Genomic DNA, 13,949 nt, shown 5'->3' with positions numbered 1-13,949 from the left:
TTATTTCTAATAAACAGTCTCTTCCTTATGAATTGACAATAAATTCCTCCTCATATGGCCTGATAATCTGTATATAAAAACTATATTATTATCTTTAATCCTTATTTCAAAGATTATGCCTCACAGGATCTTGTTTGCAACTCAACGTTATCAGTATCTGAAAGATAGATTATTGACACTTGTTCCCGAATGGGAAGAAGGAAAACTGGATATCCGGGATTTTCCTGATGGAGAACATTATCACCGCATCAATTCCAATGTCACAAATAAAGAAGTGATATTGCTGGGTGGTACAATCGATGATAAGGAAACATTAGAACTTTTTGATATTGCTCATGGTTGTATTCAGGAAGGCGCTTGTGCAGTTAATATTGTCATTCCGTTTTTCGGTTATTCCACGATGGAAAGAGCGGTAAAATCGGGAGAGATTGTGAAGGCAAAAACCAGAGCGATTCTGTTTTCAACACTTCCGCCCACCACATCGGGGAATAAAATACTGATGCTGGACCTGCATGTGGATGGCATTACTTACTACTTTGAGAATAGCATACGTCCTGTACATCTTTATGGTAAAGACCTTGTAAAGGAAGCAGCACTTGAAATAGCAGGCGACAGACCTTTTGTGCTGGCCAGCACAGATGCCGGCCGTGCGAAATGGGTGGAGTCACTGGCCAATGATCTTCATGTATCAGCAGCATTCGTATTTAAAAAACGTCTCTCCGGAGAAGAAACTCATATCACTGCTATCAGTGCCGATGTACAGGATAAACTTGTTATCATATATGATGATATGATCCGCACAGGAGGATCGCTTATAAACGCAGCAGAAGCCTATTTACAGGCAGGAGCTTCAGAGATAGCTGTTATTACCACCCACGGAATTTTTGCCGGAAATGGCTTTAATAAGATCAAACAAAGCGGTATTATCAAGAGAGTAGTATGTACTGATACACACCCCAATGCACTCACTATTAATGATGAAATGCTCACCATTAAATCTGTAGATAAGCTTATCGCAGATTACTTTAACTAATAATACTCATTACCACTCACTCTTTTTAGAGTATGCCATTGGCAAGGTGTTTGATATACAGCGCAATAGAAGGGATTGCTCTTGTAGCGGAAGGCCGTGCCCTGGCATGTCGTGCCGTATAATACAGGGAAGGGACAATTGATGAATGGCTGTTGCATCCTCTATTTCATCCAAACTAGAAAAAGACAAGTACAATGTACGCCGGATGGCTATACCTACGCAATGCAGGCATGGGTATGGACTGCCAACTGACGAGATGAATGAGCGCTGTTTCTTTTCAGATCAGAAATAAATCAGCTGCGGGCTCATTGTGAAAGGCGGTTGCGTTGTATTATAGTTAGCAGAGAAGATATCGAAGTTATCATAGCAATATAGATAGAAGCAGCTGCCCCTGCTTCAAAAAAATTTGTAACCAAATCTTACTATATAAGATGAGAAGCCATGTACTCAACTGGTTGTGGCTGTGCTTTGCCTTTTTCTGTAGCGTAAAACCCACGAAGGCAAACACAAGCGTTAACCACTCCTTTTACGAGACCAGCGCTGAGATAAGAAAATATCAGCCCGCAATTACAGCCTTTCAACAGAAAGATACCACTGTAAAACCCACTACCAGTCCGGTAGTTATTACACCTTCGTCTTCGGCAAAGGATACGTCTGGCAAGCAGACAAAAGAGCCTGCAAAACCGGCTGCTACATCACCTGTAGTGATCACGCCAAACTCTGCTGCGAAAGATACTTCCGGCAAACAGACAAAAGATACAAGTGCTCCGGCTACTGCATCTCCTGCTGTGATCACACCAAATGCCGATACCAGCAAGCCTAAGCAGGATTCATCCGCAGCGTCCCGTACTGACAGTACGCGTACTGCTGCAGCTAAAGACACTACTGCAAAACCAAAGAGCGATACTGCACTTATCTTACCCGCTGATGCCAATACATTGAAGCAGGAAGCTGGTCAGTTCAGCCTGAAAGGTAGCGTGAAAGAAGCAGGCGGCTCACCGGTTCCCGGTGCGCAGGTTGTCAACCTCAGTACAAAACAGGGAGTGGCAGCAGGGCCCGATGGCAGCTTTACAATAAAGGCTTCTCTGAAAGATACCATCAAAATTTCTGCTCCGACATTCGCAGAACAATCTATCCCGCTTGACTCAAAAGAGCCACTGGCAGTGAATCTTGCTCCTGCCTCATCTGGTAAGAAAGAGTTGAAAGAAGTTGTCGTGACTGCACTCGGTATACAAAAAAATACACGCGCTGTAGGTTATGCAGTGGAAGAAGTAAATGGTAGTGCTGTACAGGAAGCGAAAGAAGTGAACTTTGTAAATGCACTGACAGGTAAAGTACCTGGTCTGCAAGTCAATAGCAATACGGGTTCTATGGGTGGTTCTACCAAGATCACCATCCGTGGTGTAAAATCGATCCTTGGTGATAACAACGCATTTGTTGTAGTAGACGGAACACCATTTATCAATAACAACACCAATCAGGGCGGCCAGCTCAATGGTGGTGGTGGTTACGATTATGGTAGCTCCCTGCAGGATATCAATCCTGAAGATATCGACAATATTTCTATACTGAAGGGAGCCGCGGCAACATCTCTGTATGGTAGCCGTGGTGCTAATGGTGTGATGCTGATCACTACTAAAAAACGCCCTGAAACATCTGGTGGTATTGGCGTTACATACAGCATCAATGCACAGGTAGATAAAGTATCTGTATTGCCTAAATATCAGAACGAATATGGTGGCGGTACCGGTGGTAAATTCGATACACTCTACTACAACCAGCATCCCGAAGGATTCCTGAATGAAGGTGCAGCAACGTACGATGACAATAACGGTCTGGGCCGTTATGACCTGCTTGTCAGATATTATGATGACGCTTCATGGGGACCAAAATTAGATGGTCGTCAAGTACGTCACTACTGGTCATGGGACAAGAACAAAGGTAATCCTGACTTTGGTAAAACGGCGCCATGGTCAGCGAATCCTAATAACGTGAGGGATTTCTACAGAACGGGGTTCACGCTCACCAACAATATTGCCATGGCTGGTAACAATGATAAAGGTTATTTCAGATTGTCTTATGGTAATATGACGCAAAACTTTATCCTGCCAAACGCAGAAATGCGCCGTAATAATTTCTCATTCAACGGGGGATATGATGTAGCAAAAGGATTGAAAGGTGTGGCCTCCATCAACTACAGTGCGACAAAAGCAAATGCACGTCCGGGTACTGGTTTCACAGGCCCTAACCCGACATTGCAGTTCACCATGTACGGACAACGTCAACTGGATATGGAGCGTCAGAAAAAATATCAGTATGACGACGGATCACAGATCACGTGGAATCGTAAATCATGGGATGACCCTGCTGTAGCTTCCAGTAATGGTCCATACTGGAACCGTTATATGGACTATGAAACTGATAGCCGTAACCGTTTATTTGGTAATGCCGGACTTGATTGGGATGCTGCAAAATGGCTGACTATCAGTGGTCGTGTATTCATGGATGATTATAATACCCTTGAAGAGGAAAGAAGCGCGAAAGATTATCTGATCGGCGGTTATATCAAAAGAGTACGTACATCCAGAGAGATGAACTATCAGTTAACTGCCAATATCAATAAAGACTTTGGTAAAGACTTTAAACTGAATGCAGTATTAGGTGGCAACATCATGCACCGTAAATGGACGACTACCGGCGGCAGCACCGTAGGTGGTCTGATTATTCCGGGCGTATATAATCTGAACAACTCTTTGCAGACTGCACAGCCTATTGATGAATTCTACGAGAAACAGATCAACTCCGGTTTTGCAACTGCATCACTCGGTTATAGAAACTATCTGTTCCTCGAATTAACCGGACGTGCTGACTGGAGCTCTGCACTCGCCAGTGAAAACAATCCATATTTCTACCCTTCAGCATCTGCTTCCTTCGTGTTCTCAGATCTGCTGAAAGACTGGAAATGGCTGAGCTTTGGTAAGGTGCGTGCAAGTATTGCACAGGTAGGCAGTGATACTGATCCATATCAGATTTATGATACCTATCAGTTCATTCCTCCATTCGGTAACTTTCCGGCTACACAGCTGACTTCTATTAAATATAATCAGACACTGAAACCAGAACGTACCAGAGAATATGAAACAGGTATCTCCCTGAAATTCCTGGATGATCATATCGGACTGGATTTTACTTACTATGACAGGATCACAAAAGATCAGATCATTCCGCTGCCTATTTCTTCTGCAAGTGGCTTTACCAGCACTATCGTAAATGGTGGTTCTGTGCAAAACCGTGGTTTGGAAATCGGATTGAATCTGAATCCGATCCGCCTGAAAAATGGCTTCCGCTGGGATATCAATGCCAACATTGCACGTAACCGTAATAAACTGTTGAATCTGGATATTCCACAATACAATAGCTCACTGCCTGTATTGCTGATCGGTACAGACCGCAGAACTACTAAAGTCTCTGTAGCAGCTTATGTAGGCAAACCAATGGGTACCCTGCTCGGAACTGATTATGTATACGATGCACAGGGACGTAAGATTGTAGGGCCTGATGGTCTGTATAAAATTACTGACAACCCTGTTCCTATCGGTAACGCATATCCTGACTTCGTAGGCGGTGTGACAAACAGCTTTACCTATAAAGGTATCTATCTGTCTGCACTGGTTGACTTTCAGCATGGAGGCGACTTCTTCTCCTACACCAATATGTATGGTAAAGGTTCCGGTTTACTGGATATCACTGCTGCAAATGGTATAAGAGAGAAAGGTATCATTGCGGATGGAGTAACTGAAGATGGTAAACCAAATGATGTAGTGCTGGATGCAGCTACTTATTTCCAGAATAATGAAGGTAAAAACCTGAGCAGAGCAAATCTGTATGATGCGAGCTACATCTATCTGCGTGAAGCAAAACTGGGGTATAATCTGCCGGAAGGATGGTTTAAAAAAGTAGGTGCGCAGTCAGCAAGACTGTCTCTCTACGGACGTAACCTTTGGCTGATCAAATCCAACGCTCCAAACGTAGACCCTTCGAACATTATCAACTCCTCCTCCAATATACAGGGGATTGAAGGTGGTGCATTACCATCACTGCGTTCTTATGGTATTAACCTGAATGTATCATTCTAAAACTGAGTTCAATGTTGAAAAGATTCTTAATATACGCATGGCCGGTATTATTCATCTTTGTGATGATGGCAGGATGTAAAGACCTCGATGAGATCAACCATGATCCGACCAAACCCACAGAATCAGAGCCGGCGTATCTGCTGACCAGCGCTGAGAAAAATGCGATGGATTATATGTATAGCACTTTGCAGAATGGATACATTGGTAGCCACTATGCACAGTACTGGTCTGCCAATTCAAGAGTGAATGACAGCCAGTATGCGATTGATGAAAATAACAACACAGCTTTCTGGAATTCGCTGTATGTATCCTTACACAGTCTTGATAGAATAATAACTATCAATAACCAGCGGGGTAATAACCCAGCTGCTAAGAACCAGAATGCCATTGCGGGTATTCTTAAAGTGTGGTTGTATCAGGTATTGACAGATTCATATGTAAATATTCCTTATTCACAGGCATTAAAAGAAGGTGATAATATTACACCTGCCTATGACAATCAACAGGCTATTTACACTTCTCTGATTGATACACTGAATAAACAGATTACTGCACTTGATCCGTCCCAACCTACTTTTGATGGAGGTGATGTGATTTATAATGGCGATGTGACAAAATGGAAAACACTGGCGCATTCACTGATGTTGCGACTGGCGATCCGTATTGCAGATGTAGCGCCGGATAGGGCAAAAACGATCATTGAGGCTAATTATGCAGCAGCTATGCAGAGTAATGCAGATAACGCAGAATTTGCATATCTGTCCACAGCTCCTAACAAATTTCCGTTGAACGATTCAGAAAGGGAGGTACTTGACTTCTTTGTGAGTACCACATTAGTGAACTACATGAAGAGCACTAATGACCCTCGTCTGCCAATATATGCAAGACCAGCAAAAGGATCAGGTCTGATCAACGGTCTTGAGTATGGCAGAAGCGCCAATGATCCTGGCAGACTGTCTCCGGACAATTATTCTTATCCGGGTACCAGAATTTATTCAGCTACAATGCCGGGTATCCTGATGACATATCCGGAAGTAGCATTTATACTGTCAGAAGCTGCGGCCAGAACCTGGAACGTAGGAGAAGCGGCACCTGCACTTTATGAAAAAGGTATCCGTGCATCTATGGAGTACTGGGATATAACAACAGGTGTAGATGAATATGTGGCATCTGTTCCATATAATGCCGGTGACTGGAAAAATGTGATCGGCACCCAGAAATGGCTGGCATTGTATCCACAGGGATTTCAGGCATGGTTTGAGCGCCTGCGTCTTGACTTTAAAAAACCGAATGGGGATTCATTGTTTATAGCACCCTATTCCGGTTCTCTGGACCAGAACGTACCGTATGTGCCATCCCGTCTGACCTATCCATTAGGTGAGCGTACACAAAATGCGGCATCTTACCAGAAAGCAGCAGATGCAATCGGAGGTGATACTAAAAACCGTAAAAGCTGGTGGGATATACACTAAGGAACACAACTATCCTCATAAATCCTGAGCCCCGGCCACAAGCCGGGGCTTTTTCCATGTATACAGGAAGCTCTGACTATACTCTGACTATACTCATCCTACGTTAGTGCTACGTTTATAAGGTAGCATTAACGTAGGATGAGTATAGTCAGAGTATAGTCAGACCATATTAATAGTCCACCTGAGATAAAACCCGGTTTCCGGAATTGAACAACAGGAGGGAAGGCGTAAGATCAGCGGGAGATATTAAGGGGTATATAGGGGCTTATTTGTTGACATAGCGGCATTTCCGGACACAGGTATCCGGGTCTCTGTTATGAGGGGTATGTTTAACAGTAAAAGTTAATTGATATGATCATTTGCCAGACGGCTGAATTCCTCATGTGCGTCAGCGGATTTAAATGCGCTGGTAGGTACGAGGAAGAAGTTCTTTTTACCACGATAGAGGAAGAAGAAGTTTTTTGCTTCTACGACCCGGGTAAAAGTGTTCCATGAGAGCAGGCGTTGTTGTTCGCTATTACGGGTGGAGATGGTGATACCTTCTTCTGAATATTTCAGGTGGATATCATCTTTAAAGGTAGCGGCCTTATTATAGATGGATACGGGCAACAGGAACCAGAACACCATAATGATGAGTACCACCATGGAGACAATCCCTATCAGGGCGCCTATTGTGACGATTTTGAAAGCAAATCCGGCCAGTGTAAAGGCCAAAAGGATGAAGAGTGTGTTGCGGAATACTTTTATTTCTCCCAGCTGCAAAAAATGATAGCGTAATGCATTCAATACCTCCTCCTTATTGTAATTAAACTCCAAATGCATTATGGCAAGGCAAACTTTTTATTTATTAACAGGGAGTGTCATCTGACTCTCCATATCATCTCTACGGCTGACAGGTGCGTATTTTTTACGGTTGGCAACAGGTTTTTTAACAGTAGTGGAGGAACCGTCGGAGAGGTCATCCTCACTTAAACCCGGAAAATTATTCTTTACGAACTGAAAATACTGCTGCAAGGTTTTCGGATCGACTTTGAAAGGAAAGGCCAGCTCATTGCCGGTCAGTTTGGACAATTCATTGTTATTGATCCGGGATTCGTTCTGCAGGTACCATTTATACAGATCAAGGATACCTTTTTTGAGCTCCTCCTCATACATTTTATCACCATCCTGATCCTTAGGTAACATCCACACGTATTCTTCCACCCTGGCCGGGCGGGTTACTTTGGTTACAGTTACCGTCTTCTCGTCGCAATTAGCATTCTTATTTCCGGTCTTATCGCCTTCTTTCTCTTTGTCTTTCTCCTTCTCTTTCTCTTTACCGGCTTTGGTTTTATCCTCGTCCTTCCATTTTTCGCTATTTGCGCTTGCTGATGCTGCTGAGGCAACGGAAACCAACAGCAGGAACAACAGCTTCTTCATAGTGTAAAAAATTTGTAAGACTAAAAATACAAAATCCAAATTATAAATCCCAAACTAATTGTCCGGCGGAAGGGAGGGATAAGGGGTCAAAAAACAAAAGCAATGGATAAACCATTGCTTTCGAGAGTCATTTTACATTGCATGATGATTCACGCCTGTAGGAAATAATTGGTTCTTCATAGGACAGTAACCATAATAAAATTAATACAATAACAAATATAATAAATATTTATTGCAAGATAGATGTGACCATAAATATTTGAAATTCTTCAATTTACCAACGGCATTTTTGCAAAGCTGGTAAAAAACATAAAGGATTGTTAAAAATCCGAAACAAGACTTTTTACGGATATATATAAATAAAACTAAAATGACCCTGAAAGCATGACAAGGGTACACGTTGATGAAATAATAAAGCCAACTGTAAAACTGTGTGAAAAAACCGATCGTGTGTATGCTAAAACGGGTAGATAACGGGAGAAATTAACATTTAAGGAACAAAAACCGTGAGAACGGCACTGAGTAAAAATAGTAAGGGCACCTGGAAAGGCGCCCTCAATTTGTTACTATCCTATGAAAACCCTATTTGAATACAAATGTAAGGGCATGTTATTTTTCTTTGAAATTTTAAAGCCACAATAACAAATCATTAACAAAGGCAGCAATCTCACAATGCCTCAATCCCTTAACAGTATTGATTTCCGCTTATTCATACTTTTTTGCTAAATTCGTTAACAAACCGCTCAGAACTTATTGATGGGCCTGTCCACCAAAGAGTCTTTTTGTATGTAGATTGTATGTAGAATTATCGTCTTACCAGTTTCCGTGACATCGGGGATCCGCTCATTTAAGTACTTGACCGGAAGGTTAAAAAAGTATATTTTTATTTGATATGATAGTGTTTTAATCTTTTTATTTCCATTTCTTTAGAACGAATATATGGCCTGAAGATTGCTCTATAAACGGACAGAACCCTTACTGGATGGGAATTTGGTCGAATAGAAAATGAATAATATGCATATTCATTTAACAATGTGGCTTATTACCGAAAAATTTATACATTTGCGACAACCGGAACAATGCTATTTTAATGCACAATAAAATATACAATTCTTTTATCGATAGGAAAGCGAAGGGCATAAAGTCGTTCGCAGTACTGATTGATCCGGATAAGGTAACTCCTGCTGACATAGCAGACCTTGCGGCGAAATGTACAGCAGCTAAGGTGGATTATATATTCCTTGGCGGTAGTCTTGTGATCACCAACCACCTCGATGAATGCGTACAACAGTTCAAAACACTCTGTGATATTCCTGTAGTGTTATTTCCTGGCAGCCCCTCTCAGGTCTCCCGTTATGCCGACGCATTGCTTTACCTGTCTGTTATATCAGGACGTAACCCCGAATTGCTGATAGGGCAACATGTACTATCTGCTCCTGCTGTTAAAAAGAGCGGCCTGGAGGTTATTTCTACCGGTTATGTCTTAATTGACGGCGGCGCGCCGACTACTGTATCTTACATTAGTAATACCACTCCCATTCCTTCAGATAAAGACGACATTGCCATGTGTACAGCTATGGCAGGCGAAATGCTGGGCATGAAAGTAGTATTTATGGACGCCGGCAGCGGTGCCCGGAAGCCGATCACGGAAAGTATGATTTCCCGTGTAGCCAGTCAGGTATCAGCTCCGATTATCGTTGGCGGGGGTATCCGTGATGCAGAAAAGGCTTACCTGAACTGTAAAGCAGGTGCCGATATCATCGTAGTAGGTAATGCTATTGAGAAGGAAACTTCACTCATCAAAGAAATGGCCGACGCAGTGCACGCAGCTGCTCCTGTGTTGAAATAATAAATTTTTTTAAAAAGCGAAACGCTGATCATCGTAGAGAATACGGTAATCAGCGTTTCGCTTTTTAAGCTTATCTGGCTTTAGAGACTCATCATTTCCTTGAACTTAACCGCCTGTCTGCGACTCACCTCTATTTTCTCTCCACCACGCATTTCCAGTAGCAGGCCACCATTGAAATAGGTATCTATTTTCTCTATCATCCGCAGATTCACGATGTGCTTTCTGTTAGCTCTGAAGAACGTACGTTCGTCCAAACGCTCTTCCAACGCATTCAATGACTTCAGGATCAATGGTTTATTACCTTCAAAATACACCCTTGCATAGTTACCTACGCTCTCAAAAAGGCGTATTTCCTGCAGTTTTACAAACCAGCAGCGGTCGCCGTCCTTTACAAATACCTGATCATTCTCAGAAAGGATCGTCCGGATCGTACCGGCTTCTGCCTGTCTTTCCTTTTCTTCCTGTTGATGCAGTTTGTGAATAGCGTCTGCCAGCCTTTTCGGCTCAACAGGTTTCAGCAGGTAATCCAGCGCATTATACTCAAATGCTTTCAGCGCATGCTCATCATAAGCGGTGGTAAAGATCACCTGTGGTGCTTTTTCCAATTCGGCCAGCAAATCAAAGCCCGTCTTATCCGGCATTTGTATATCCAGGAAAAGCAGGTCAGGATGCAGCGTTTCAATTTTTTCCAGTCCGTCCTTTGCATTTACGGCTTCTCCCACAATGACTATCTCAGGGTGGTCAGCCAGTAATTTCTTCAGCTCGCTTCTGGCCAGGCGTTCGTCATCGATTATCAATGCTTTTTTCATGAGCAACTACTTTTAAACTTGGCGCGAAATACAATAATCAGAACAACGGCATAAGCACTATGGCTTCCACCGTTTCCTCATTTTTATTATAAATGTTAAATGATGCCTTATTTCCGTACAACAGGCTCAACCGCTGTCTGGTACTCTGGAGTCCAAAACCATGTCCGGTGGTTGCAGCTCCTCCGATCTGTCCCGTATTTTCAATAGTAATTTCGTGGTGCGTGTCCCTTACATGAGACCCTATTATCACTGTTCCGCCACTGACTGTCCGGGAAATACCATGTTTAATGGCGTTTTCTACCAGGGTCTGCAGCATCATAGGGGGAATAGGCAACTCGAGTGTTTCAGGATCAATATCATATTGCACCCGCAGGCGTTCTTCAAATCTGATATTCTCCAGTGCAAGGTAATCTTTTACTATATCCAACTCGTTTTCCAGATTCACAGTTTCTGCTTTTTCCACCTGCATGGAACTTCTCAGGATGTTAGAAAGTTCCGTAATGGCCGTTCTGGCCCTCTGTGGATTCTCATCTACGAGTGCCCTGATACTGTTCAACGCATTGAATATAAAATGTGGATTCAGCTGGGATTTGATCGTTTTCAGTTCCAGCTCCTTCACCGTACTTTCCAGTTTCAGTTTGTCTACCTGACTGTTCCTGCTGCGTTCTATATAATGCCATACAAAGTAAATCAGCCACCAGATGGAGGTAATCAGGAAGATCGGTAACAAAAAGGTCAGTGTTGTCTGGTCTGTCAGCTCTCTTTGTTGCCACGAATACCTGTAAAGATTACCAGCAATGGTATTCCCTACATAAATTATCACCCCGGAACTCACCGTCAATGCGAAAAAAAGCAGCATCTGGCTCTCAAAGCTATACTGGAACCAGTTCAGACGCTTGATGATGCTTCGCAGCAGATGTGTGGCCAGCATGCCAAAAAACATAATGACCAGCAGGTTTACCAGGAAGTAAGATCCGAATGAACCGGCAAAGGAATAGGCAAAAAACAGATTAACTACTGAATAAGCCGTCCAGCCAAGGATCTGACACCACCAATATCTTGATATTCGTTTAAACATCTATCTGAAAATTAGTAAACTACTGCTACATTTCAAAAATACCGATGTGCTTAGCCCGTCCGGGGCTAAATGTTATGAGTGGGGACCTTGCATTGCAGAATGTCGAAATGTGCTGATGTATGGAATCACTGTACATTAGCACAGAATTTGTACTTTTGCTTACTTAAATCCTGCATCAAGAAGTATGAATATTACGCCGGGCCCTCTTTTGGGCAAGATCGAAACCCCTGCTGATCTGCGGAATCTCAGTAAAGAGCAACTGCACGAAGTAAGTGAAGAACTCCGCCAGTTCATTATTGATGTTGTCAGTGTGCACGGTGGCCACTTTGCAGCAAGCCTCGGAGTGGTGGAGCTGTCTGTCGCACTACACTATGTTTTTAACACCCCTTATGACCAGCTGGTATGGGACGTAGGTCACCAGGCATATGGTCACAAGATCCTGACCGGCAGAAGAGACGTTTTCCATACCAACAGAAAATATCACGGTATCAGTGGTTTCCCGAAAAGGGACGAAAGCGAGTACGACACCTTTGGTGTGGGTCACTCCTCTACCTCCATCTCAGCGGCTCTGGGTATGGCGATGGCTTCCAAATATAAAGGGGAAACCGATCGTCAGCATATCGCTGTAATCGGTGATGGCGCCATGACAGCAGGTATGGCATTTGAGGCACTCAATCATGCAGGTGTGGCCAATGCTAATGTGCTGATCATTCTCAATGACAACTGTATGTCTATTGACCCGAATGTAGGTGCCCTGAAAGAATACCTGACCGACATTACGACTTCTCCTACTTATAATAAACTGCGCGACGATGTATGGAACCTGCTGGGTAAACTCCCGGTTGGTAAACGCTTCACCCGCGACATGGCTTCCAAACTGGAAGCAGGTCTGAAAGGTGTTGTTTCCAGCTCCAGCAACCTGTTTGAATCACTGAAACTCCGTTATTTCGGCCCGATCGATGGTCATAATATCGTGAAACTGGTAGATACCCTGCAGGACCTGAAAGACATTCCCGGGCCAAAACTGCTGCATATCGTTACCACCAAAGGTAAGGGCTATGCACTGGCGGAGAAAGACCAGACCACCTGGCACGCTCCGGGACTCTTTGATAAGATCACCGGCGAAATCTTTAAAAAACCGGTGGATAAACCACAGCCGCCGAAATATCAGGACGTATTTGGTCATACGATCATCGAACTGGCAGAACAAAACAAGCACATCATGGGTATCACTCCCGCGATGCCTTCCGGTTCTTCGCTGAAATTCATGATGGAAAAAATGCCGGATCGCGCCTTCGACGTTGGTATCTGTGAGCAACATGCCGTTACCCTTTCTGCCGGTCTGGCAACGCAGGGTATGCGCGTATTCTGTAACATCTACTCTTCCTTCATGCAGCGTGCCTATGATCAGGCTTTACATGATGTGGCTATCCAGAAACTGCCGGTTACCTTCTGTCTGGACCGTGCCGGTCTGGTAGGAGAGGATGGACCTACACACCATGGCGCTTATGATATCGCTTTCATGCGTTGCGTACCAAACGTAATCATCAGTTCTCCAATGAACGAAGAGGAACTGCGCAACCTGATGTATACTTCCCAGCTGCCTGCTCAGGAATATCCTTTTGTGATTCGTTATCCAAGAGGACAAGGTGTTATGCCTGACTGGAAACAGCCATTCAAAGAGATCAAAGTTGGTACCGGCCGTAAAGTGCGTAACGGTAAAGATATTGCGATCCTTTCCCTCGGTCATCCCGGTAATTTTGTAACTGAAGCCTGCAAGGAACTGCTGACAGACGGTCTGCAACCAGCGCACTACGATATGCGTTTTGTAAAACCACTGGATGAAGCGATGCTGCACGAAATATTCAGTCAGTTTGACAAGATCATCACTGTAGAAGACGCTGCTGTAACAGGTGGCTTTGGTAGCGCCGTACTGGAATTCATGGCAGCACACGGATATAAAGCGGATGTACGTCTGCTGGGTATTCCTGACCGTATCGTTGAACATGGTAAACCAGAAGAACTGCACCGCGAATGTGGCTATGATGCGACTGGCATCGCTGCTGCCGCACGTGCTATGCTGAAAGAAAAGATCACTGTTACTGCCTGATAAAAAGGCTGAAACAGCAAAATAACAAGAAAGCCACCGGTTA

9 protein-coding genes are annotated in these 13,949 nt (G+C 43.7%); 5 read left to right on the top strand and 4 right to left on the bottom strand.

Features of this window, described 5'->3' with window-relative positions; genetic code table 11:
* Positions 1-115 precede the first annotated feature (115 nt).
* The 3 genes from prs (at position 116) to FEF09_RS04590 (ending at position 6,641) form a co-directional block, all read left to right on the top strand.
* Positions 116-1,033, top strand: a complete 918-nt coding sequence (gene prs / locus FEF09_RS04600; protein WP_146304019.1) for a ribose-phosphate diphosphokinase — start codon at positions 116-118, stop codon at positions 1,031-1,033.
* Positions 1,034-1,464: 431 nt separating this feature from the next.
* On the top strand, positions 1,465-5,169 hold the full coding sequence (locus FEF09_RS04595; RefSeq protein ID WP_146304018.1) for a SusC/RagA family TonB-linked outer membrane protein: 3,705 nt from the start codon (positions 1,465-1,467) through the stop codon (positions 5,167-5,169).
* 11 nt (positions 5,170-5,180) lie between these two features.
* Positions 5,181-6,641, top strand: a complete 1,461-nt coding sequence (locus tag FEF09_RS04590; RefSeq protein WP_146304017.1) for a SusD/RagB family nutrient-binding outer membrane lipoprotein — start codon at positions 5,181-5,183, stop codon at positions 6,639-6,641.
* A gap of 342 nt (positions 6,642-6,983) precedes the next feature.
* On the opposite strand, the gene FEF09_RS04585 is transcribed toward FEF09_RS04590, so the two are convergent.
* Positions 6,984-7,463 (bottom strand): YcxB family protein, encoded by a 480-nt coding sequence (locus tag FEF09_RS04585; protein WP_146304016.1) that lies wholly within the window; start codon positions 7,461-7,463, stop codon positions 6,984-6,986.
* 18 nt (positions 7,464-7,481) lie between these two features.
* Positions 7,482-8,060 carry a hypothetical protein gene (locus FEF09_RS04580; protein ID WP_146304015.1) on the bottom strand — a complete coding sequence of 193 codons (579 nt, stop codon included), beginning with the start codon at positions 8,058-8,060 and terminating at the stop codon, positions 7,482-7,484.
* A 1,090-nt stretch (positions 8,061-9,150) separates the two neighbouring features.
* On the opposite strand from FEF09_RS04580, the gene FEF09_RS04575 reads away from it, so the two are divergent.
* Complete coding sequence (locus FEF09_RS04575; RefSeq protein ID WP_146304014.1) at positions 9,151-9,909, top strand: geranylgeranylglyceryl/heptaprenylglyceryl phosphate synthase; 759 nt, start codon at positions 9,151-9,153, stop codon at positions 9,907-9,909.
* Between the two features lie 80 nt (positions 9,910-9,989).
* On the opposite strand, the gene FEF09_RS04570 is transcribed toward FEF09_RS04575, so the two are convergent.
* Positions 9,990-10,718, bottom strand: a complete 729-nt coding sequence (locus tag FEF09_RS04570) for a LytR/AlgR family response regulator transcription factor (protein WP_012788049.1) — start codon at positions 10,716-10,718, stop codon at positions 9,990-9,992.
* Between the two features lie 37 nt (positions 10,719-10,755).
* Positions 10,756-11,796, bottom strand: a complete 1,041-nt coding sequence (locus tag FEF09_RS04565) for a sensor histidine kinase (RefSeq protein ID WP_146304013.1) — start codon at positions 11,794-11,796, stop codon at positions 10,756-10,758.
* Positions 11,797-11,980: 184 nt separating this feature from the next.
* Here FEF09_RS04565 and dxs point away from each other — a divergent pair, with 184 nt between their 5' ends.
* The gene (gene dxs, locus FEF09_RS04560; protein WP_146304012.1) at positions 11,981-13,906 is read left to right on the top strand and encodes a 1-deoxy-D-xylulose-5-phosphate synthase; all 1,926 of its coding nucleotides are present in this window, start codon (positions 11,981-11,983) and stop codon (positions 13,904-13,906) included.
* The last annotated feature ends 43 nt before the right edge of the window (positions 13,907-13,949 follow it).

It is taken from the genome of Chitinophaga pinensis, assembly GCF_007896845.1.
Lineage (GTDB): Bacteria > Bacteroidota > Bacteroidia > Chitinophagales > Chitinophagaceae > Chitinophaga > Chitinophaga pinensis_C.
The sequence above is the reverse complement of the archived record's forward strand: the minus strand, read 5'-3'. Positions and strand labels throughout refer to the sequence as shown.